Source organism: Aquabacterium sp. TM01 (assembly GCF_057808345.1).
In genome coordinates, this window is the sequence record NZ_AP046529.1 from 2,873,097 (window position 1) to 2,896,688 (window position 23,592).

General features: G+C 65.9%; 15 protein-coding genes. 7 read left to right on the forward strand and 8 right to left on the reverse strand.

Annotation, left to right across the window (positions count from 1 at the left end; genetic code table 11):
- Positions 1-13: 13 nt before the first annotated feature.
- From AC3WW4_RS13185 to AC3WW4_RS13195, 3 genes are all read left to right on the forward strand, one after another.
- Positions 14-2,164 carry a TRAP transporter large permease subunit gene (locus AC3WW4_RS13185; protein ID WP_488828938.1) on the forward strand — a complete coding sequence of 717 codons (2,151 nt, stop codon included), beginning with the start codon at positions 14-16 and terminating at the stop codon, positions 2,162-2,164.
- Between the two features lie 120 nt (positions 2,165-2,284).
- A complete protein-coding gene (locus AC3WW4_RS13190) occupies positions 2,285-5,062 on the forward strand; it encodes a zinc-dependent metalloprotease (RefSeq protein WP_488828939.1) in 2,778 nt (925 codons plus the stop codon).
- Between the two features lie 87 nt (positions 5,063-5,149).
- Complete coding sequence (locus AC3WW4_RS13195; RefSeq protein WP_488828940.1) at positions 5,150-7,354, forward strand: ATP-dependent DNA helicase; 2,205 nt, start codon at positions 5,150-5,152, stop codon at positions 7,352-7,354.
- A 13-nt stretch (positions 7,355-7,367) separates the two neighbouring features.
- Here the strand turns inward: AC3WW4_RS13195 and AC3WW4_RS13200 are convergent, their stop codons facing one another.
- The 6 genes from AC3WW4_RS13200 to AC3WW4_RS13225 all read right to left on the reverse strand — a co-directional run bounded on the left by AC3WW4_RS13200 (position 7,368) and on the right by AC3WW4_RS13225 (position 12,067).
- Entirely contained in the window at positions 7,368-7,709 is a 342-nt protein-coding gene (locus tag AC3WW4_RS13200) for a hypothetical protein (protein WP_488828941.1), read from the reverse strand.
- 50 nt (positions 7,710-7,759) lie between these two features.
- A complete protein-coding gene (locus AC3WW4_RS13205; protein ID WP_488828942.1) occupies positions 7,760-9,100 on the reverse strand; it encodes an ammonium transporter in 1,341 nt (446 codons plus the stop codon).
- An 82-nt stretch (positions 9,101-9,182) separates the two neighbouring features.
- Positions 9,183-10,058, reverse strand: a complete 876-nt coding sequence (gene panC, locus AC3WW4_RS13210) for a pantoate--beta-alanine ligase (RefSeq protein ID WP_488828943.1) — start codon at positions 10,056-10,058, stop codon at positions 9,183-9,185.
- Positions 10,059-10,090: 32 nt separating this feature from the next.
- Entirely contained in the window at positions 10,091-10,915 is an 825-nt protein-coding gene (panB, locus tag AC3WW4_RS13215) for a 3-methyl-2-oxobutanoate hydroxymethyltransferase (protein ID WP_488828944.1), read from the reverse strand.
- A gap of 50 nt (positions 10,916-10,965) precedes the next feature.
- Positions 10,966-11,793 (reverse strand): segregation and condensation protein A, encoded by an 828-nt coding sequence (locus AC3WW4_RS13220; RefSeq protein WP_488829755.1) that lies wholly within the window; start codon positions 11,791-11,793, stop codon positions 10,966-10,968.
- 70 nt (positions 11,794-11,863) lie between these two features.
- The gene (locus AC3WW4_RS13225; protein ID WP_306564972.1) at positions 11,864-12,067 is read right to left on the reverse strand and encodes a DUF3460 family protein; all 204 of its coding nucleotides are present in this window, start codon (positions 12,065-12,067) and stop codon (positions 11,864-11,866) included.
- A gap of 96 nt (positions 12,068-12,163) precedes the next feature.
- Between AC3WW4_RS13225 and AC3WW4_RS13230 the strand changes: the two genes are divergently transcribed.
- Entirely contained in the window at positions 12,164-13,753 is a 1,590-nt protein-coding gene (locus AC3WW4_RS13230; protein WP_488828945.1) for a CYTH and CHAD domain-containing protein, read from the forward strand.
- 6 nt (positions 13,754-13,759) lie between these two features.
- Here AC3WW4_RS13230 and metG read toward each other — a convergent pair whose 3' ends face one another.
- On the reverse strand, positions 13,760-15,841 hold the full coding sequence (gene metG / locus AC3WW4_RS13235) for a methionine--tRNA ligase (protein ID WP_488828946.1): 2,082 nt from the start codon (positions 15,839-15,841) through the stop codon (positions 13,760-13,762).
- Positions 15,842-15,968: 127 nt separating this feature from the next.
- Here metG and apbC point away from each other — a divergent pair, with 127 nt between their 5' ends.
- Entirely contained in the window at positions 15,969-17,081 is a 1,113-nt protein-coding gene (gene apbC / locus AC3WW4_RS13240; RefSeq protein ID WP_488828947.1) for an iron-sulfur cluster carrier protein ApbC, read from the forward strand.
- A 59-nt stretch (positions 17,082-17,140) separates the two neighbouring features.
- Here the strand turns inward: apbC and AC3WW4_RS13245 are convergent, their stop codons facing one another.
- Positions 17,141-17,812 (reverse strand): sensor histidine kinase, encoded by a 672-nt coding sequence (locus tag AC3WW4_RS13245; RefSeq protein ID WP_488828948.1) that lies wholly within the window; start codon positions 17,810-17,812, stop codon positions 17,141-17,143.
- A 239-nt stretch (positions 17,813-18,051) separates the two neighbouring features.
- On the opposite strand from AC3WW4_RS13245, the gene AC3WW4_RS13250 reads away from it, so the two are divergent.
- On the forward strand, positions 18,052-21,375 hold the full coding sequence (locus AC3WW4_RS13250) for a response regulator (protein ID WP_488828949.1): 3,324 nt from the start codon (positions 18,052-18,054) through the stop codon (positions 21,373-21,375).
- Positions 21,372-23,591 (forward strand): putative bifunctional diguanylate cyclase/phosphodiesterase, encoded by a 2,220-nt coding sequence (locus tag AC3WW4_RS13255; RefSeq protein WP_488828950.1) that lies wholly within the window; start codon positions 21,372-21,374, stop codon positions 23,589-23,591. The genes AC3WW4_RS13250 and AC3WW4_RS13255 overlap by 4 nt, the downstream gene beginning before the upstream one ends.
- The last annotated feature ends 1 nt before the right edge of the window (position 23,592 follow it).

Below are 23,592 nucleotides of genomic sequence, written 5' to 3' on the forward strand. Positions count from 1 at the left end.
GCCCGAGTAACTCATGCACACACCCTCCTCACGCACCCTGATGGGCCGAACCATCCTGGAATGGTTCTCCAGCCTGCCTGTTTTCATCATGTTGCTGCTGACTCTGATCATCGGCACCGGTGAAATGGTTCATGGCCAGTTGCTCAAGTTCGGCGAATCGCTGTTTGGCGACCCTGCTGCGCACGTCCAGTACTTCATGCTTCGGGCCGAGCCCACCAAACCGGACTGCAATCTGAACGTCAACGTTGACGCCGAGGTGGCACGTCAGGCGGCCGCCCCCGCCTCCTCGGGTGATGACATTGATGATCTGTTTGGCGGCAAGCCCGCTGCCGTGGACCCGGTCATGCTGCGCAACTCGGTTGAGCAAGCCTTGGCCATTTGCCGCGCCAAACACGATCTGTACAACAAGGTGCTGGACCACCAGACGACTCAGGTCAAGGTCTACCGCACGATCGAAACCAGCTTCTTTGTGCTGTTTCAGGCTGGCACCGAGAACCGCTCGTTGATCCTGCTGTTGATGGTCGCCATCGCGGCGACCACCACCACGCTGGGTTTCCACCACATCGGCATTCGCCCTGGTCACTACACACGCGACTACTGGGTGCAATCGGTCACTCAGAGCATTTCCAGCGCCTTCCTGCTGTTTTCGTGCGTTCGCTATCTGCAGATCCTTCAGGACTCGGGTTTGCCGGTGGAGCACCCGGCGCTGCATTACATCTGGATCACGCTGTTCACGCTGCTGCTGCTGATCAACCTCAAGCGCGTGTTCTTCCCGGTGCAGTCCACCTTTGGTGAAGGCACCTGGTCGACCGCACTGTGGTCCATCCCGCTGTACTCGAGCATGGCCACGATCGCGGGCTTGTACTTCGTGATCAACGGTCACCATGCCGGCCTGGCCATCTACATCAACCAGTTGATGGAGCTGCCTGGTATCTTCATGAACCTGGGCTTGTTCATCTGGGCCGGCATGTTGCTCAAGCAAAGCCGCATCGTCGACCTGTTGATGAATGTGCTGCGTCCGTGGAGCCTGTCACCGCAACTGTTGACCTACCTGATCCTGCTGGGCGCCTCGGTGGCCACGGCCTACACCGGCGCATCCGGGATCTTCGTGATCGCCGCGGGCGGCATCATTTACCACGAGGTGCGCGCTTCGGGTGGTTCACGTCAGTTTGCGCTGGCAGCCACGGCCATGTCGGGCTCGCTGGGTGTGGTGCTGCGTCCCTGCCTGTTGGTGGTGATGATCGCTGCGCTGAACAAGCAGGTGACGACCAACAGCCTGTACCACTGGGGCTTCTATGTCTTCCTGGTGACCTCCACGCTGTTCTTCCTGGCCTCGCAGCTCCTGCGTGAGCAACGCGCCAGCATCGAGTCGCCTCGCGTGGCCATTCCCGGCATGCTGCGTCAGCTGGTCCCGCTGCTGCCTTATCTGGCGGTGGTGGTGGGCGTGATCCTGATTTACGAGTTCGCGCTCGACACCAAGCTCAACGAAATCACGGCACCGACCATCATGCCGGTGATGCTGCTGATCATCCTGATCTTCGACAAGCTGACCAACAAGGGCAAGGCCGAGCTGACGCCGGACTACGCCAGCCATCGTCAGGTTGGGGTCGAGAAGTCCATCCGCTTTGCCACCAATGAAACCATCGGCCACATCGGTGCGCTGTTGAGCCTGATGACGCTGTCGCTGGCGATGGGTGGCGTGATCGAGCGCTCGGAGCTCATGGGCTATTTCCCCAAGGTGTTCGAGAGCCACTGGACCGCCATGGCCTTCCTGGTGGTCACCAAGGTGGTTCTGGGCATGTTCATGGATCCGTTCGGCGCGGTCGTGCTGGTGTCCGGCACGCTGGCCCCGATTGCCTACGCCAACAACATTGACCCGGTGCACTTCTGGATGATGGTGCTGGTGGCGTTCGAGCTGGGCTATCTGCTGCCTCCCGTGGCCATCAACCAGTTGCTGACCCGTCAGGTGATCGGTGAGGAAGAGGTCACCACGGCCGACCAGGAAGTGCGTCACCTGGGCTTCTACCGTCGCTATGAGCGCTGGATCCTGCCGCTGGCGGTGATGTCGGTGGGCGTGATCATTGTGGCCTTTGGCCCGCTGGCGGTGATGGACTTCCCGCAACTGGCGTTCCTCAAGGAATGGCTGCCCCACCCCGTTGAGTAAGCCGCTGCGCTGATCACCCCGAGGCCCCCGTGCCTCACACGAAGACCCGGCTTGTGCGCCTTGCATGAGCCGGGTTTTTTCATGGCGCGCCAACGCCATGGTCGGTGTTATGGTTTCGCGATGATCTTTCGCCTTGCGCCCTTGTTCGTCGGTGGCCCGTCACGCCACCACACGCTGTTGTCCCTCACCACCGGCGCACTGCTGCTGGGCACGCTGGCAGGCTGCAGCACCCCTGCGGGCGCGCCCACGCCACGCACATCCGCGGGTGAAACGGCCAGCGTGACGCCGACAGCGCCCCCGACGGCCGGGTCGTCGGTCGCAGCCCCACCGGTCGCCCAGCCTGCCTCCCCACCCACCCCCACGCCAGCGGCCGCCCCGGCGTTCAACAGCGTGATTCAGGGCGCACAACGTCAGGACGGTTTGCTGCCGCTGTGGCGCAAGGATGACAAGGTCTGGCTGGAGCTGAGTGCGAAGACGTTCGACAAGCCGCTGTTCTTCTCACCCAAGCTGGCCTCTGGCATCGGTGAGGGTGGCTTGTTTGGGGGCTTGATGCAAAGCCGCTGGGCCCAGGTGGGGCGTCCGCAGTGGGTCACGTTCCGTCAGGTTCACAAGCAGGTTCAATGGCTGGCGGTGAATGCGGCCTACACCGCACAGGTGGGCACGCCTCAGGCGCGCGCCGTGGACGCCGCGTTCTCACCGAGTCTGATGGGCAGCGCGCCACTGGCCAGCGCCCCACACCCCCAGAGCGGCGCGGTGCTGATCGACCTGACCCCGATGTTGCTGAGCGACATGCTGGGCTTGGGCATGCAGTTGCAGCGCACGTACCGGCAGGGCTACAGCCTGGATGCACGCAATTCGACCGTGCTGAGCGCACGCGCCACCCCGCACAACGTGGTCTTCGAAGTGGCCCAGCACTTTGCCACCGCCAACCTGGCTGCGTCCACGCCTGGCGCGGCAGGAGCGGCCAGCCCGAGCACGCCTCAGGCCGTGCCCGACCCGCGCAGCCTGTTCCTCACCGTGCATTACACGCTGTCGGCGCTGCCCGAGCAGCCCATGCGTCCACGCCCGGCCGATGCACGGGTGGGCTACTTCGCCACCACCGTCACCGACTTCACGGATGACCTGGCCCGCACGCCGAGGCAGCACTTCATCAACCGCTGGCGCCTGAGCAAGCAGGACCCCAGCGCCCGTCTGTCGCCTCCGGTCCAGCCCATTGTGTTCTGGCTCGACCCCAGCATTCCCGAAGCCTACCGGGCCACGATCACGGCCGGGGTGCTTGCCTGGAATCAGGCGTTCGAGGCCATTGGCTACCGTGATGCCATTGAGGTGCGCACACCTGCGCCCGGTCAGGCCATCGACACCTTGGCCACGGGCCAGGCCTCCATCCGCTGGATGACCAATGCACAGCCGCGCTTTGGCGCCATCGGCCCCTCGCATGTGGATCCACGCACCGGGGAGATCCTGGGGGCAGACATCGCGTTGGAGAGCCTGTCGTCGCGGAGCATTCGCACGGTGCGCAGCCAGGTGTTGAATGGTCCCCCTGCGCCAGCGGACCACGCCGGCCCAGAACACACCGAGCTTTGCAACCATGGCGACTTCGCAGCCGAGCAACTGACCCTGGGTCTGGATGTGCTGGCCGCCCAAGGCGTGCTGGACCCTGACAGCCCGCAGGTGCGCGACTTCGTGCTGGCCTATCTGAAGGACACCACCATGCACGAGGTGGGTCACACGCTGGGCCTGCGTCACAACTTCCGCGCCTCGCGCTGGCGCACGGCTCAGGAGTTGACGCACCCGCTGCTCACCACCGAGCACGGTATCAGCGCCTCGGTGATGGAGTACTCGCCCATCAACCTGCCCGCGCCGGGCCAATCGGCGGGAGCCCCGTTTCAGACCACGCTGGGGCCGTATGACTTCTGGGCCATTGCCTACGGCTACGGCGATCTGCCCGAGGACCCGGCCCAGGCGGCGAAGGCACTGAAGACCCAGGCCCAGCGCAGCGCCGAGCCGGCCATGGCCGAAGCGCTGGCGTATGGCACCGATGAAGACAACAGCGGCGGTCTGGACCCGCAGGCCTTGACCTTCGACCTGGGGCGCGACCCGGTGGCCTTCGCACGCACCCGCTTGGCCATCGTGCGGGACCTGCTGGCACGCCAGGCCACACGGGCGCTGACCCCGCAAGATGACGCCACCTTGTTGCGTCGCAGCGTCAGCTATGGTCTGCGGGATCTGGCGCGCACCAGCCAGACGCTGATGCGACAGGTAGGCGGCGTGATCACCCGCCGCGATGCCCCCGGCAGCGGCCGTGACCTGCTGGAGCCTTTGCCTGCTGCCGACCAGCGCGAGGCCTTGCAAGTGCTGCTGAGTGATTTCCTGTCGGACCAGGCGGTGGCGCTGCCGCCAGCCCTGCTGCGACGGCTGGCGCCCGATTACCTGGAGCGCGACGATGCCAGCGGCACCGACTTCTCGGTAGCCGAGCAGTTGCTGAGCCTGCAACGCGCCGTGCTCAATCACCTGATGTCCGACACGCTGGCCGAGCGCCTGCTGGACAACGCCGACAAGGTGCGCGACCGCGAAGCGCGGCCTTTGAGTGTGGCCGAGCTGCACCAGGGGCTGCGTCAGGCCGTCTGGGGTCCCACACATCGCCACGCCCATCCGGCGACGGCGTCGTGGCAGCGTAACCTGCAGCGCGAACATGTCAGCCGGCTGGCGGCCAGCGTGCTGCGCAGCGGCGGTGGGCGTGCCGATGCCCGTGCCATCGTGCGCCTGGAGGCCGAGTCGCTGCGGCGACAACTGCAGACCAGCGCCGGCAGCGATCGCACCGAGCAGGCGCACCGGCGTGCCTGCATCGAGATCCTGGACAGTGCACTGCAGGCTCGCGTCGTGCGCAGCAGCCCCTGAAGAAGCCCCCTTCACCCCATGGGGTGAGCCCACCCGGGCCGGGCAGCGTGGACAATAGCGGCTCACCGCGCTGAATGCCCCCCCCACATGGACCTGCCCACCCTCTTCTCTGAATCCGGCCCGCTCGCCCGCGCCTTCGACGGCTATTGCGTGCGGACCGAGCAGATCGAGATGTCCCAGGCCATCCAGACGGCCATCCGCGAAGCCAGCACCGTGGTGCTGGAGGCCGGCACCGGCGTGGGCAAGACGGCGGCCTACCTGGTGCCCGCCTTGCTGGAAGGCGGCAAGGTCATCGTCTCCACCGGCACCAAGGCCCTGCAAGACCAGCTCTTTCACCGCGACCTGCCCGCCGTGCGCGACGCGCTGGCCGTGCCCATCAAGGTGGCCTTGCTCAAGGGACGTAGCAACTACCTGTGCTGGTATCACCTGGACCGTACCAACCAGGACGCCACCCTGCTGGGCAGCCGCCAGGAGGTGCGCGACCTGGGCCTGATCAACAGCTTCATCCACCGCAGCCCCACCGGCGACAAGGCCGAGTGCCCCACGGTGCCCGAACACGCCACCATCTGGGCGCGCGTCACCTCCACCCGCGAGAACTGCCTGGGCAGCGACTGCCCGCGCTACAGCGAGTGCTTCGTCGTCAAGGCCCGCCGCGAGGCGCAGGACGCCGACGTGGTTGTGGTCAACCACCACCTCTTCTTTGCCGACCTGATGCTGCGCGAAGAGGGCGTGCCCGAGCTGCTGCCCAACGCCCAGACCATCATCTTCGACGAAGCCCACCAGTTGCCGGACACGGCCACGCTGTTCTTCGGCGACTCGATCTCGACCTTGCAGTTCCTCGACCTGGTGCGCGACACGCTGGCCACCGGGCAGGCACAGGCGCGCGACGGCGCGAACTGGAACGATGTGCTGGCCCCGCTCGACCGTGCCGCGCGCGATCTGCGCCTGTGTTTCGGTCAGCAACTGCAACGCCTGTCGCAAGCTCAGCTTGGACTGGACCACCCACTGTGGCCGGCCCTGAGCAATCTGAAAGAGGCGCTGGCCCACGTGCGCGATGTGCTCGACAGCCAGGCCGAGCGCTCGCCCGATCTGGCCCAGTTGCACCGCCGCGCCAACGAGCTGATGCAACGCCTGAGCGCCTGGGGTGCCCCCGAGCGAGAGGGCGAGCCCGAGCTCTGCTGGATCGACGTGAGCTCGCACGGTGTGCAACTGCACCGCACGCCCATTTCGGTGGCCGAGGTGTTCCGCCGCCAGCGCCTGGGCCTGGGTGAAGCCGAGATCGCGCCTGACGAAGAGGTGGACGAAGACGAGGAGATCGTGCGACACGCCCTCGATGACGACGAGGCGGCCATGATGGACGCCTTCGGTGATGTCGACGCGGTGGCTCCGCTGCGTCCGGCCAGCCCGGCCGACGACGATGCAGTCGATGACCTGCAGGCGCTGCTGGCGGGTGGCGATGAAGCGGGCGCCACCGGCACGCGAGAGACCCTGGCGGGTGCCAAGGTCGCGGCCGAGACCGGCAGCATCGCCCCGCCGCCCCGCAAGGCCTGGATCTTCACCTCGGCCACGCTGGCCGTGAAGAACGACTTCAGCCACTTCACCCACGCCCTCGGCCTGGAAGATGCCGCGTGCCAGTCCTGGTCCAGCCCCTACGACTACCCGGCGCAGGCCATGCTGTACGTGCCCCGCAACGTGCCGCAGCCCTCCGATCCGGGGCACACCGATGCGGTGGTGGACGCGGCCCTGCCGCTGATCCGCGCCAACCGGGGCCGCGCCTTTGTGCTGTGCACCAGCTTGCGTGCCGTGGCCAAGGCCGCCGAGCGCCTGAAGCAGATCTTTGGCGACGCCGGTGACCCCTTCCCCGTGCTGCAGCAAGGCGATGCACCCCGCCCCACCCTGCTGGAAGATTTCCGTCGCGCCGGCAACGCCGTGCTGGTGGGCAGCCACAGCTTCTGGGAAGGCATTGACGTCAAGGGCGATGCCCTCACCCTGGTGGTGATCGACAAGCTGCCCTTTGCACCGCCAGACGACCCTGTGCTGGCCAAGCGCCTGGAGTTGCTCGCCAAGGCGGGCGGCAACCCCTTCATGAGTCACCAGGTGCCGCAGGCCATCATCGCGCTCAAGCAGGGCGCCGGCCGCCTCATTCGCAGCGAGACGGACCGTGGCGTGCTGATGATCTGCGACACCCGCCTGATCGACAAGCCTTACGGCCGCCGCATCTGGCAGAGCCTGCCGCCGATGCGCCGCTCGCGCGTCGAACAAGACGTCGTCGACTTCCTGCTCACCCTGTGAGCCCGCCCCCCCCTCAACGCAAGGTGCCCACATAGCGCTGGCGTGGCACCACCGGATCGAAGTCCGATGAGGCAAAGCGGGAGGTGCCAAAGTCACTTGCCTCTCGGGAGGTGGCCGCAGGAGGCGCCGCACGCCGCTCAGGCTTGGGCGCTGGCACCGGTGGCAACACCGCGGCCTCCAGCTTGTCGGCCAGCCTGAGCAGCTCCGGATGGTCTTCGGTGCGGGCCACCCGGATGACCTCGCGGGCGTACTCCGGACTGTGGATCAGCCACTCCACATCGGTCACCCGGCCGTTGATCCGGCGCAGCACCACATGCAGGTGCGCGGCGATGGCAAACTTTTCACTGTCCAGCATCTTGTTCTCCTGAGACCCACACGGTGCAAACACCCCGAAGGGCGCGATGATCACTCGACCCGCTCACCGTGCTGGCTGAGATCCAGCCCGTCGCGTTCGGCCTGGGCCGTCACACGCAAACCGACCACGCGGTCCACCACCCACAGGATGGCCGCGGTTACCAGCCCGCTGTAGACCACCGTGCCTGCTACACCCGCCAGTTGCACCGCCACCGAGCCACTCACGCCGCCGATGGCCGGCGCCGCCAGCACGCCCGTCAGGACCGCGCCGATGATGCCGCCCACGCCGTGCACGCCGAACACGTCGAGCGAGTCATCAGCGCCCAGCCAGCGCTTGAGGCCCGTGGCGCCCCAGTAGCAGCCCACGCCGGCAAGCACGCCCATGACGATGGCCGACTGTGGGCCGACAAACCCCGAAGCCGGCGTGATGGCCACCAAACCCGCCACCGCGCCACTGCACAGGCCCAACAGGGTGGGCGTGCCCCGCACCAGCCACTCGGCCAGCATCCAGCTCAAGGCCGCCGCAGCCGCCGCCAACTGGGTGACCAGGATGGCCATGCCCGCGCGCCCATCGGCCGCACCGGCCGAGCCACCATTGAAGCCCATCCAGCCCACCCACAGCAGGCAGGCGCCGATCATGGTGTAGCCCAGGTTGGCCGGCATCAGCGCGGTTTGCCCAAAGCCGATGCGACGTCCCAGCATCCACGCACACACCAGCCCGGCGATACCGGCATTGATGTGCACCACAGTGCCACCGGCAAAGTCCAGCGCGCCCATCTGCGCCAGCCAGCCGCCCGGCTCCCACACCCAGTGGGCCACCGGCGCGTACACCAGCACAGACCACAGGGCCATGAACCACAGCAGGGCCGAGAACTTCATGCGCTCCGCAAAGGCGCCCGTGATCAGGGCCGGCGTGATGATCGCGAAGGTCATCTGGAACATCACGAACACGGCCTCGGGCACCGTGGGCACCAGCGAGTGCACCGACACCTCACCCGAGCGGATGTCCATCACCAGATGGTCCAGGAAGGCGCCCTTGAGGCTGCCGATGAACTCGTTGCCCGGCATGAAGGCCAGGCTGTAACCCACCGTCCACCACAGCACGCTGACCAGGGCGCACACGGCCAGGGTCTGCGCCATCGTGGCCAGGATGTTCTTCTTGCGGACCATGCCCGCATAGAACAGCGCCAGCCCCGGGATGCTCATCAGCAGCACCAGCACGGCCGAGGTCATCAGCCAGGCGGTGTTGCCCGCATCCAGCTGGGTCATCGGGACGACAAAAGGGCCAGGAGCCGTGGGTGTCACGGCCTCGGCCAGAGCCCATCCATGCGTCGACAGCATGGCGGCGCCCGCCATGCCCGTCGCGCCAAGTCGTTGAAAGAGGCGAGTCATCGGGTACTACCAGGTTAGGGAACACCCTGAACCTTCAGCAAGAACCAGACCCGCTTTGCGCATCATCCCGATGCGCGCTGACTCACAGCTCCAGGTTGTCGATCAGACGCGTCTTGCCCAGACGCGAGGCCACCAGGCACACCAGCGGTTCGCCCTGAGCCAGCTCGACATCCGTGGGCAGCATCAGGTCACGCTGACGGCGCACCATGACGTAGTCGGTCTGCCAGCCGCGTTCGTTGAGGGCCGCCGCGGCCTTGGTTTCGATGCGGCCGATGGCCGCCTGGTCCAGCTGCTGTCCGGAACGGGCCGCCCCGACCTGCGCCTTGACGGTGCGCAGCGTGTTGATGAGTTGCACCGCCTCAGCGCGCTCTGCCTCAGACAGGTAACCATTGCGCGACGACAGCGCCAGGCCGTCGGCGGCGCGCAAGGTTTCGCCGCCCTGTACGTCAATCGGCAAACCCATCTGCGCCACCATGTTGCGCAAGACCATGAGCTGCTGGTAGTCCTTCTTGCCGAATACCGCGATGCGGGGCTGCACGATGTTGAAGAGCTTGTGCACCACCGTGCAAACGCCGGTGAAAAAGCCCGGGCGGAAGGCGCCTTCGAGGATGTCAGACAGCTCGGAGGGCGGCACCACCTTGTAGCCTTGCGGCTGCGGGTACAGCTCGGCCTCGGACGGGGCGAAGAGGATGTCGCAACCGGCCTCGGCCAGCAGCTTGGCATCGCGCTCGAGGGTGCGCGGGTAGGTGTCGAAGTCTTCGTTGGGGCCGAACTGCAGGCGGTTGACGAAAATGCTGGCCACCACCGGGCTGCCCGAATCGCCCACCAGTTCGCGGGCCTGGCGGATCAAGGCCAGGTGGCCGTCATGCAGATTGCCCATGGTGGGCACGAAAGCGGGGGCAGCGGGCGCCTGGGCCAGTTCGGCACGCAACTCGGCCAGGGTGTGGATCGTCTTCATGGGAATCGCCAGTCTCGGTCAGCTCAGTGAGCTCAGTAAGCGTGCAGGGTTTCGTCGGGGAAGCTGCCGTCCTTGACGGCGGCCACGTAGCGGCGGATGGCGTCGTCGGCCGATCCCCCCTCGGCGGCGAAGTTGCGCACAAAACGCGGCAGCTTGCCGCGCGTGATGTTGAGCATGTCGTGCAGCACCAGCACCTGCCCGGCCGTCCCGCCGCCAGCACCAATGCCGATGATCATCATGCCGGGGCTCTCGTCTTGCACCTGACGGGCCACGGCCGAGGGCATCAGCTCCAACACGGTCATGGCCGCGCCGGCCTGGGCCAGTTCGGCCGCGTGCTTGCGCAAGGTGGCGGCGCCCGCCTCGTCACGACCCTGGATGCGGTAGCCGCCCAGCGCGTGCACGCTCTGCGGGGTCAGACCCAGGTGGCCGCACACGGGAATGCCGCGCTCGGTCAGGAAGTGCACGACCTCGGTGGTCCAGCCACCACCTTCGAGCTTGATCATGTGGGCACCGGCCTGCATCAGGGCCACGCAGGAGCGCAGTGCTTGTTCACGGCTTTCCTGGTAGCTGCCAAAAGGCAGATCGCTCACCACCCAGGCGGTCTGGTTGCCACGGGCCACACAGCGCGTGTGATAGACCATCTCGTCCAGCGACACGGGCACCGTGCTGCCATGGCCCTGCACGATCATGCCCAGCGAGTCCCCCACCAGGATGCAGTCCACACCGGCCTCGTCCACCAGGCGCGCAAAGGTCGCGTCGTAGGCGGTCAGCATGGTGATCTTCTCGCCCTGGGCGTGCATTTCGCGCAGGCGATGCAGGTTCATGGGCTTGCGGGAAACGGGGGCAGCAGCGGTCATCTTGAAGGGGGACCTGGGCAACAGGCCCCATGCAAAAGGGTGACGGGATTCTAGGCCGGCTCGTAGGCGAGCCGCACGTAGATGGGCGCAAAGGCCTCGGCCTGCGTGATCTCGAGCAGGCACTCTTTGGCCAGCTCCAGCATGGCGATGAAGGTGACGACCAGCACGGGCGTGCCACGGGTCACATCGAACAACTGCTCGAACTCGACGAAGCGCTTGCCTTGCAGAGTTCGCAGCACCATGGACATGTGCTCACGCACCGAGAGCTCTTCGCGGGAGATGGTGTGATGGGTGTGCAGCTTGGCACGCTGAAGGATGTCCAGCCAGGCTTCGCGCAGATCGGCCACATTGACGTCAGGGTGACGCACGTTCAGCGAGGGGTCGCTGTGCACCTCGACCCGCAGGAAGTCGCGTCCCAGCACGGGCAGCTGATCGAGTCCGGCTGCGGCCAGCTTCATGCGCTCGTACTCGATGAGGCGGCGCACCAGTTCGGCACGCGGGTCTTCGGCCTCGTCGGCGCCCTCCACCTTCTTGGGCGGCAGCAGCATGCGCGACTTGATCTCGATGAGCATCGCCGCCATCAGCAGGTACTCGGAGGCGAGTTCGAGGTTGTGCTTGCGGATCTGATCGACGTAGGCCAGGTACTGGCGCGTGACGTCGGCCAGCGGGATGTCGAGGATGTTGAAGTTCTGCTTGCGGATCAGGTAGAGCAGCAAGTCGAGCGGCCCCTCGAAGGTTTCGAGGAAGATCTCGAGGGCATCGGGCGGGATGTAGAGGTCGGTGGGCATGGCGAACAAAGGCTCGCCATACAGCCGCGCCAAGGCGACCTGATCGACCACCAGGGGCAGGCCCTGGGCATCCAGGCCCGGCACCGACATCCCGCCCTCAGGGGCGCTCTGGGCTTCGTGTGTCACCGGTCAGCCTGTGCGTGGCCTGCCGTCAGCCGCTTCAGCCCTTGGTCTGGTAGACGTAGGGCTTCTGGTCCACGCGGGCTTCGCGCTGGGCCTTTTGCGTGTCCAGATCGACCGGGGCGCGATCCCACAGCAGGAAGCGGCCCTGACGCTGACGCTCTTCAAGCTGCGGGTCGCGCTGCTTGAGGCTGTCGATGAACTGGGTCGCGTCGGACTTGTAAGGCTTCCAGAAAAGGGGCATGGTGTGGTCCTGCTAAGGGGTATCAAGCCTGCCATTTTATCGGGCTTGCGGGAAATCACTCAAAAATCTCTGACGACATCGCCTCATGCGGGGTCGATGAAGCGCGGGACAATGCCAGCCATGCAGGAAATCGAACTGAAATTCCAGATCCCGGCCTTGGCACTGAGTGCGGTGCAGGCCGAGCTCACCGCCCTCGATGGCGGCCAGCACCAGCCCTTGCGTTTGCGGGCGGCTTATTTCGATACGCCCGAGCGCGCGCTGGCTCACGCCCACATGGCCCTGCGGGTTCGCCAGGAAGGCCGCCAGTGGGTACAGACCCTGAAGGCAGGCGGCAGCAACACGATGATGCGGCTGGAAGACAACCAGCCGGCCAAGGCACCCAAAGCCAAACAGCCGGTGGTGGCTGACCTGTCCCGCCACCTGGGCACGCCAGCGGAAGCGGCCTTGCGCACCGTGCTGGGCTGGGACCCGGCACAAGACCCCAGCGGCAGCGCCACGGGTTTGATCGAGCTGTACTGCACCGACATCACCCGCCATCGCGCCCGGGTAACCGTGGGCGCGGGCACGCCGTACGAAGGCGTGGTGGAGCTGGCCCTCGACCTGGGTCATATCCATGCGGGCAATTTCAACGTGCCGGTGCGCGAACTGGAGATCGAGTCCATTTCCGGCCACCCGATGGCCGTGATCGAAGCCAGCCGCGACTGGGTGAAGCGCCACGGCGTGTGGCTGGACACCCAGACCAAGGCCCACCGGGGCGACCGCCTGGCGCGTGTAGCCGCCCTCGCGTCCCAGCCCCTCACCGACACCAACGAAGCGAACAGCGAGCACGCCGTGCTGGCCCGCCCGGCCCGGCTTCAGCCTGACAGCACGCTGGACCAAGCCTGGCGTGCCGCGCTGGAAAGCTGCCTGGAGCAGATCAGCGCCAACATGAGCGAGCTGGGCACCGGCCCCGCCCAGATCGAACAAACCGGCTACCAGTGGCGACTGGGCTTGCGCCGCCTGCGGGCGCTGGGACGCTTGCTGCGGCCTAGCGCACTGCCCTTCCCGCATGCTGCCTTGGCACATGCTGATGCGCTCTATGCCCAACTGGGTCTGTGGCGCGATGCGCAGGCGCTGGCCGGATTGCCCGCCAAGATCGTGCGCAAGGGCGGGCCGGATCTGCCGCTGCCCTACCCAGACATGTCCGCCACCCATGATGAGGCGGTGGTCGCGCTGGCACGCTCGGGGACGGCCACCACGCTGTGCCTGGACCTGCTGGCGGCCTTGCTCCACCCGCCGGGGGACAACGCCGAGGCCCAACAGCCCTACCGCCCCTGGTTGGTGAAACGCCTGGGCGCATGGCGAACACGCTGCCGAGAGGCGGCGCAACACGCCAGCAAGCTGTCAGAGGTAGAACTGCACACCCTACGCAAGCGCGCCAAGCGCCTGCGCCTGATGGCCGACCTGTTCGCGCCCGCCTGGAAGCCCAAGCGGCATCAGGCGCATGGAAAAGCCCTGAAGGTGGCCCTCGATGCGATGGGGCGCATTCAGGACAATGCCGTGGCCGAAAGCTGGTACGCCCAGGCCGCCCGAGACGATGCCCGTGCCCGTTGGGCCCAGGATTGGCTGCATGGCCGCCGTCGCGAGCTGCGTCGCCAAGCCAACCGCGCTTTGCACGACTGGCGAGGCGTCAAAGCGCCCTGGTGAGCGGCTTCAGCGGATGCGCATGCCCGGCTCAGCTCCCGGGAAAGGTTCGAGCACGTACACGCCCGGGTTGGCCTTCTCGTCGGCGTGCGAGGCTGCCAGCACCATGCCTTCGCTGATGCCGAACTTCATCTTGCGCGGCGCCAGGTTGGCCACCAGCACGGTGAGCTTGCCAATCAGCTGTTCGGGCTGGTAGGCCTCCTTGATGCCGCTGAACACGTTACGCAGGCGGCCTTCGCCGGCGTCCAGCGTCAGGCGCAGCAGCTTGGTGCTGCCCTCGACCTGCTCGGCGTTGACGATCTTGGCAATGCGCAGGTCCACCTTGACGAAGTCGTCGATGGTGATGGTGGGCGCAATGTCCTCCCCACCCGGTTGCACGGCCTCGACCACCGGCGCCTCTTCGGGCTTGGGTTCGAACAACGCGTCCAGCATCTTGGGGTCCACGCGCTGCATCAGGTGCTGGTAGGTGCCGATGGTGTGGGCGCCCAACAGGCGTTCCGCATCGCCCATGAGCAGCGGCTGCACCTGCAGAAAGGCTTCCACATTGGTCACCAGCGCGGGCAACACCGGCTTGAGGTAGATGCTGAGCAGACGGAAGGCTTCGATGCAGACGGTGCAGACCTCTTGCAGGCGGGCGTCCTGCCCCTCTTGCTTGGCCAGCTCCCAGGGCTTGTTGGCGTCCACAAACTCGTTGACGCGGTCGGCCAGCAGCATGATCTCGCGCAGCACCTTGCCCAGCTCGCGCTGTTCGTAATGCTCGGCGATGACGGTGCGGCCGGCCTGCAGGGTACCCAGCAAGGACTGACCATCGGCACCCAGCGCAGCGGTCAACTGGCCGCCAAAGCGCTTGCTCAGGAAGCCGGCGGCACGGCTGGCGATGTTGATGAACTTGCCAACCAGATCGCTGTTGACGCGCGCGGTGAAGTCGTCGCGGTTGAAGTCGACATCTTCCACGCTGGCGTTGAGCTTGGCGGCAATGTAGTAACGCAGCCATTCGGGGTTCATGCCGATGCTCAGGTACTTGAGCGGGTCCAGACCGGTGCCCCGGCTCTTGGACATCTTCTCGCCGTTGTTCACGGTCATGAAGCCGTGCACGTTCACCTGATTGGGCAACTTTCGACCGCTGAACTTCAGCATCGCAGGCCAGAACAGGGTGTGGAAGTAGGTGATGTCCTTGCCGATGAAGTGGACCTGCTCCACCTCCGGGTCGGCCATGAACTCGTCGAACGAGCGGGTCTCGCCATACTTGGCCTGCGGGCCGCCGGCCGAGAAATAGCTCTTGAGAGAGGCCAGGTAGCCAATCGGCGCGTCCAGCCACACATAGAAGTACTTGCCCGGCGCGTCGGGGATCTCGATGCCGAAGTACGGTGCGTCACGGCTGATGTCCCAGTCGCCCAGACCGCCCTCGCCGTTCTCGTCCTTGGTGAACCACTCCTTGATCTTCTTGGCCACACCGGGTTGCAGCTTGCCGTCCTGCGTCCAGCTTTGCAAAAAGTCAAAGCAGCGCGGATCGGACAGCTTGAAGAAGTAATGGTCCGAGGTCTTGAGCACGGGCGTGGCACCGCTCAGCGCCGAGACCGGGTTCTTCAGTTCGGTGGGCGCGTACACGGCGCCGCACACTTCGCACGAGTCCCCGTACTGGTCTTTCGCGCCGCACTTGGGGCACTCGCCCTTCACAAACCGGTCGGCCAGGAACATGCCCTTTTCCGGGTCGAACATCTGCTCGACCGGGCGCACGGTGATCAGGCCTTCGGCCTTGAGGGCGCGGTAGATGCTCTGCGCCAGTTCGTGGTTTTCAGGGCTGTCGGTCGACGACCAGTGGTCGAAGCTGATGTGAAAGCCATCCAGATACGGCTTGCGGCCCGCGGCGATGTCGGCCACGAACTGCTGCGGTGTCTTGCCGACCTTTTGGGCCGCGATCATGATGGGCGCGCCGTGCGCGTCGTCGGCGCCCACGAAGTGCACCTGGTGGCCCTGCATGCGCTGGAAACGCACCCAGATGTCGGCCTGGATGTACTCCATGATGTGGCCGATGTGAAAGTGGCCGTTGGCGTAGGGCAGCGCGGTGGTGACGAAGAGCTGGCGTGGCATGGTGGGAATCAGGTGAACGAGGGAGCCCGGTCAGTCAAGACCGAAGTCCCTGTTGGCAATCGGGGGTAACCGGTAATTTTAGGGCGCGCTAGACTGCCCGTCTCAAAAGAATGACAAGCCCCTTGGAATGAGCACCCCCACGACTCTCGAAGCCGCCGCCCTCGACGCCCTGCGCAGCGTCATCGACCCCTTGACCGGCCAGGACTGGGTGAGCACGCGCCACCTCAAGTCCCTCACCGTGCACAACGGCTTGGCCCGCGTCGAGATCGCGCTGGGCTACCCGGCCCGCTCACAGTGGCCCGCCTACACCGCCCTGGTTGAAGCCGCGCTGAAAGCCGTGGACGGCATCGCCAGCGTGGATGTGGCCTGGTCCACCCAGATGCTCACGCACGCGGCCTCGCGCGGTCAGGCCCTGCTGCCGGGCGTCAAGAACGTGATCGCCGTGGCCTCGGGCAAGGGCGGTGTGGGCAAGAGCACCACGGCCGTCAACCTGGCGCTGGCCCTGGCGGCCGAAGGCGCCCGCGTGGGCATGCTCGACGCCGACATCTACGGCCCCAGCCAACCGCTGATGCTGGGCATTCAGGGCAAGCCGCCCAGCCCCGATGGCAAGACCATCACGCCGCCGGTCAACCACGGCTTGCAGATGATGTCGATCGGCCTGCTGGTGGAAAACCAGGCGGCCACCATCTGGCGTGGCCCGATGGCCAGCCAGGCCTTCGACCAATTGCTGCGCCTGACCAACTGGGGTGAGCCGGGCCAACCGCTGGACTACCTCGTGGTCGACATGCCGCCGGGCACGGGCGACATCCACCTGAGCATCAGCCAGCGCGCGCCGCTGACCGCCGCCGTCATCGTCACCACCCCGCAGGACATCGCCCTGCTGGACGCCCGCAAGGGCCTGCAGATGTTCGAGAAGGTGTCGGTGCCAGTGCTGGGCGTGGTCGAGAACATGGCCGTGTTCTGCTGCCCGAACTGTGGCCACGAAGAGCACATCTTCGGCCAGGACGGAGGCGTGCGCATGGCCGAGGAGTTCCACGTGCCGCTGCTGGGCTCCATGCCGCTGGATTTGAAAATCCGCCTGCAGGCCGACAGCGGCCAGCCCACGCTGGTGGCCGAGCCCGACAGCAAGGTGGCCGGACTGTACAAGGACATGGCCCGCAAGCTGGCCGCTGGCGTATCGAAGCTGCCCAAGGACTACAGCAGCAAGATGCCCGCGGTGAGCGTGCAGACCCAGGGCTGAGGCTGAGACGGGGCCGGGCCCCGTCAGAGCGCCTACCTCAACGCCCTGTCAGCGCGCTCTCAGCGCTCGGTGCGGCGCTGATGGTGACGTGAAGCGTCGAGCGTGAAGTAGAAGCACGCGCCCTGGCCGACCTCGGCTTCGGCCCAGATGCGGCCGCCATGGCGCCGCACAATGTGCTGGACCGCCGCCAGACCCACGCCATTGCCCGGAAATTCCTGGGCACTGTGCAGGCGCTGGAACATGCCAAACAGCTTGTCGGCACACGCCATGCCGAACCCCACGCCGTTGTCGCGCACATAAAACACTTCGGGATCGGTTTCCGAGATGACACCCACGCTCACACGCGGGCAGTCCACCTTTTCGCTGTATTTCAGCGCGTTGCCGATCAGGTTCTCCAGCACACGGCGCAACAAAACCGCATCGACCTGCGCCACCATGCCGTCGGCCACCACCAACTCTGCACGGGCGGCACCGTTGAGCACCTCCAGCTGCTCGCGCCCGACCTCGCGGGCCAGCGCACTGACATCGACCGGCTGCCGCTCCAGCGGCACGCTCGTCAGTTGCGCGTGCGCCAGCAGGGCATCGATCATCGTGTTCATCCGATCGGCCGCCGCCAGCACACGGTCAAGGTGCTGGTTGGCCTGCGCGTCGAGTTGCGGACCGTAGTCTTCTTTGAGGATGCGGGAAAAGCCCTCGACCACCCGCAGCGGCGCCCGCAAATCGTGGGACATCGCGTGGTGCAATGAGGCCTGCTCATCCGCGCCCCAAGCGGCAGGCGCCTGCCAGTCAGATGGCCAGGCAGAACGCATTGAAGCAGGGGAAGGAGGGTCACCAGCAGTGTGCATGTGACCGATTGTACGGACCGTCAGCAGCGGGTTTTCGCCTCTGGCGTACAAATTCACAGAGCCGCTACATTTATCAAAGCGTCCCTGCCTGCACCTGTCTCATCCAGCCTCAAGATCAAGCCGTGATGCCCTACTTCTGGATTCTGATCGTTCTGGCGCTGGCGGTGCCGGGCGCACTCTGGGTGCGTCGGCACTGGCGCGAGAGCACCCAGGCGGCGTTGCAGGCGCAGGAGCAGCTGGACCTGATCCGCCAGCAAATGAGCCGCCTCAGCCTCGTGTCGTCACGTGTCAAGAACGGTGTGCTCATCATGGACCGACACGGCGTGGTGGAATGGGTCAACCCGGCCCTGCTCACGATGACCGGTTGGCGCGAAGCCCAAACGATCGGCCAGCCCCTGCCGGACCTGCTGTCAGTCGATGTGCGTGACAGCGACAGCGTGCCGCAACTGCATCAACTCCTGCAGGCAGGCACCTCCTTTCGCCTGAACTACGAGGCCTGGCGCCGCAGTGGTGATGCCACCACACCCTATTGGGGCGAAATCGACGCCTTTGAGGTGCTGGATGACGACGGACAACTCAGCCAGTACGTCTGCATCTTCACCGACATCACGCGCCGCAAGGCACAAGACGACCAGCGCGAACAGGAGCGCGCGTTCCAGGAAGCCCTGCTGGCCAACCTGCCCGTGAGCCTGTTTGTGGTCGATCCGGGCAACGGCCAGATCGTGACCATCAACCGACACGCCGAAATCGAATTCAATCTGCAGCGTGACAAGGTGGTGGGCCGCTCCATTCAGCATGCGATGGGGCAGGAGGTGCTGCAGCGGGTGCGGGCCCACATGGAGGCAGCCTCCGCCTCCGGTCAGCCCGTGGAGCACGATTTCAGCTGGCAGGACGGTCAGCACACCCGCTTCATCAACGCCCGTCACTTTGCCCTGCGCCACAGCGATGGGCGACCGCGCCTGCTCATCTCGCTGGTGCGCGACATCACCGTGGCCCAGCGCGCCCTGTCCGACCTGGAAGAGTCCGAGCGCCGCTTCCGGGAACTCGTCGAGTCCATGGACGACGGGGTGTACGTCAGCGATGGAGAGCGGGCGCATTGCCTCTACCTCAGCCCGCAGACCCGTGCGCTGCTCGGCCTGTCGCCGGCCGAAGCCACCGACCTGTCCGAGCAACTGCGGGCCCGGGTGGTGCAGCAAGACCGCTGCACCCTGGCCCACCAGGAAGAGCAGGAACGCCAGCAGGAGCCCACCGACACCCTGCTGCGGCTGGACATCCCCGAGCGGGGCCTGCGCTGGATGCGCCACAAGACCCGCTCCCGTCGCCTGCTCAGTGGCGAGTCACGCATCTACGGTCTGCTCTCGGACGTGACCGATGAGCGTCAGCAGGCGCTGGACCTGCAACGCGCCCGCGATCAGGCTGAAACCGCCAGCCTGGCCAAAAGCGAGTTCATGGCCAACATGAGCCACGAAATCCGCACGCCCATGAACGGCATCCTGGGCATGACCGAGTTGCTGCTGGGCACCGAGCTCAACGACAAGCAACGCCGCTTTGCCCAGGCTGTGTACCGGTCCGGCGAAAGCCTGCTGGAGATCATCAACGACATCCTCGACTTCGCCAAGATCGAAGCCGGCCATGTGGAGCTGACCAAGGTCGACTTCGTGCTGCGCACCCTGGTCGAGGACACGCTGGAGTTGCTGGCCCCGCGGGCCCACGAACGCGGCCTGGAATTGAGCTTCCGCGAAGAGCCCGGCCTGCCACCGGTCGTGCATGGCGACGTGCTGCGTCTGCGCCAAATTCTCACCAACCTGGTGGCCAACGCCATCAAGTTCACGGAGCACGGCGAGGTCGTGATCGACATCCGCCGCGCCAGCGCCGATGGCGCCCACGCCGCGCGCCCAAAGCCGGCACCGGACACCCTCACGCTCACCTTCCGGGTACGTGACACCGGCATCGGGATCACGGCCGAGGCCCTGCCCCGCATCTTCCAGGCCTTTGTCCAGGCCCAGGGCGGCATGACCCGTCGCTATGGTGGCACCGGGCTGGGTTTGCCCATCAGCAAGCAACTGGTCGAGCTCATGGGGGGCGAGCTGAGCGTGGTCAGCACCCCTGGGGTCGGCTCGGAGTTCAGCTTCGACCTGCCCCTGAGCATCAGCCACACCCAGATGGCGCACGACCTGGCCAGCGAGCCACCCCTGCCCCCCTACAAGGTGCTGGTGGTGGACGACAACGAGACCAACCGCACGGTGCTGGAGAACATGCTGACCGCCTGGGGCATGAAGGTCACCCTCGCCGCCAGCGGGCGCCAGGCACTCGACCTGCTGCTCACCGATGTGCAGACCGACGCCGACATCGACCTCGCGCTGGTGGACATGCACATGCCCGAGCTCGATGGCCTGAGCATGGTCGAGATCCTGCGCCGCAGCCGCCGCTACCCGCAGCTCAAGCTGGTGCTGTTGTCATCCCTGTCCTCGGCCGACGAGGTTCAGCGCGCTCAGGACGCAGGCTTCCAGGGCGTGCTGCGCAAGCCGCTGCGCAAGGCGGAGCTGCGTCAGACGCTGCAAAGCCTGTCGCCCACGGTGGTGACCGCAGAGGATGGCCCCCGACCAGGAAGAGGCAAACGCGTTCTGGTGATCGAAGACAACCCCGTCAACCAGGAGGTCTGCGGTCAGATGCTGCGGCGTCTGGGTTGCGAGGTGCGGGTGGCCAGTTCGGCCCTGGAGGGACTGCGCCGCCTGGGTGAGCAACGCTATGACCTGATCCTGATGGACATTCAGATGCCAGGCATGGACGGCATCGAGGCCCTCACCTGGTTCCGCAAAGGCAGCGGCAAGCGCTTCGCCTTCCTGACCCCACCCGAGACCCCGGTGATTGCCGTCACCGCCAATGCCCTGGAAGGCGATGAGCAGCGCTTCCTCGATCTGGGCTTTGACGACTACCTCTCCAAGCCCTTCCGGCAGGGTCAGTTGCAGCAGATCCTGGTGGCGCACACCGCCACAGCCGACGCCGCCACCCCGTCGGCGCCCCTGGTACTGACCACGGCGGGGCACGACACTGCGCCCCTGCCCAGCCCCTGCGCAAGCACCGAGACCACCCCGCCCTTGCTCGACCCCGACGCCCTGCGACGCCTCCGGGAGCTCGACCCCAAGGGCGAAAACCACCTGCTTGAACGGGTCGCACGCGCCTTTGAGACTTCCCTGTCACGCTTGCTGCCACAATTGAGCGAGGCAGGACAGCAACAGGATCTCGCCACAGTGGCCCATGTCGCGCATACACTTAAATCATCATCGGCCAGCATTGGCGCGCTCAAGTTGTCGAACATGTGTGCAGACATCGAAGGCATCATCCGGCGCCAGACAGGAGAAGACTTGAGCTCACGCATCCGTGACATTCCCCTCGAAGCCGAACGCGTTCAAGCAGACTTGCAGCGCGTGCTGGAGGCTCAAACATGATGCGGGGCAACCCGATGATTGACGAGCAAGACCAGGAACAGCCCAAGGTCTTGCTGGTCGATGACGATGAGGTCACGCTGCTGTTGACCTCGATTGCCCTGCGCGATCGCGGCTTCGCGGTCACCGAGACCACCTCTGGCGAGCGGGCCTTGCGCCTGCTGGCCGATTGGTTGCCGGACGTGGTGGTGCTGGACGCCCTCATGCCCGGCCTAGATGGCTTTGCCACCTGCCAGGAGTTGCGCAACATACCCGGCCACGAATCGATCCCCGTGCTGATGCTCACAGGGCTGGACGACGACGCCTCCATCACCCGTGCATACGAAGCGGGCGCCACCGACTTCTTCGTCAAAAGCACGCAGTGGAGCTTGCTGGCCGGTCGCCTGCGCTACCTGCTGCGCTCGGCGCGCACCCGCATCGAGCTGGAGCGCAGCAAGGCCAAGCTGGCCCGCGCCCAGGATCTGGCACGCATGGGCAGCTTTGACTGGCACAGGGGCTCGGGCAACCTTTGGATGTCCGTCGAAGGCCTGCGGGTGTTCGGCCTGAGCGCGCGCGACCACGTCAGCCTGCGACAGATCCTGCGCATGATGCCCACCGATGAGCGCCACAGCTTTCAGTATCTGCTGCACGAAGTCTGGCGACACGGCACTGTGCTGTGCCTGGACGTCAAGGTCAATCTGTACGACGGGCGCCAACGCATCCTGCACCTGGAGGCCGAGCCCGAGTTCAACGAACACGCGAACCTGATCGGCTACACCGGCATCGTGCAGGATGTGACCGACCGCCGGCTCGCCGAGGACCAGATCAAGCATCTGGCCAACTTCGACACTCTCACCGGCCTGCCCAACCGCCGCCAGTTGTTCCAGCGCAGCGAGCGCGCCATTGAGCACGCCCGTCGCCTGCACCACGGCGTGGCCCTGCTGCAAGTGGGCCTCGACCGCTTCAAGATCATCAACGAGAACCTCGGCCACCACGCGGGCGACGAACTGCTGATCGAGGTCGCCCACCGGCTGCGCAACTGCGTACGCCATTCTGACGAGATGCTCGAAGGTCACCTCGACCTGCAATCGGCCCGCTCACACCGCGACCTGGAAGCGGTGGGCCGCCTGGGTGCCGACGAGTTCGTGGTGCTGCTGCCCGAAGTCAGTCACGCTGACGAGGCCCTCGCCACCGCCCACCGCATGCTCGATGCGCTGCGCTCGCCCTTGACGATTGGTGGCCAGGAGTGCTTCGTGACCGCCAGCATCGGGGTGGCGGTGTACCCGGCCCACGGCGTCAATGCCGTCGACCTGCTGCGCCATGCCGATGTGGCCATGGACCTCGCCAAGAGCCAGGGCCGCAACATGGTTCAGGTGTACGACACGCATCTGGCCAGCAAAGGCCGGGTGCGCCTGGACCTGGACACAGCCCTGCACAAGGCGCTGGAGCGCCAGGAACTGGTGCTGTACTACCAGCCCAAGGTGGACGTGCGCACCCACCGCATGGTGGGCGTGGAGGCCCTGATGCGCTGGCAACGCGGCAGCCAGTTGGTCTCGCCTGCCGAGTTCATCCCTTTGGCCGAGGCCACCGGCCTGATCAACGAGATGAGCCTGTGGGCCATCACCGAAGCGGCACGGCAGGCCAAACAATGGCAAATCCAGTTCGGCTTCGATGCCTCGATTGCCGTCAACCTGCCCAGCCGCCTGTTTGAACAAGATAACCTGGTCGAGCGGATCGAACAGATCCTTTGCCGTGAAGCCATTTCGCCGCGCGCCCTCGAGCTGGAGATCACCGAAACCGGCCTGATGAAGGACCTGCAAGGCGTGGTGCCTTCTCTCAATCGCCTCAATCAGATCGGCGTCGAGATCTCCATCGACGACTTCGGCACGGGCTACTCGTCGCTGGCCTACCTGACCAGCCTGCCCATCAGCGAGCTCAAAATCGACCGCTCTTTCGTATGCGACCTGGGCGAAACGCCACAGAGTTCAGCCGTCGTCTCGGCCATCATCGCGCTGGCGCGTGCGCTGGGCCTGCGCGTGATCGCCGAAGGCGTGGAAACCACGGCCCAGATGGACGTGCTCTACAGCCTGGGCTGCCACATCTGCCAAGGCTACCTGTTCGCCCGCCCGATGCCTGCCGCGCAGATCTCCACCTGGTTGAACGACGTGCTCAACGCCAACAGCCTGCCGCGTGTCAGCGAGTCGGGCGCCCTTCCTCCCTCCCTCAGCACCCACAGCTGAC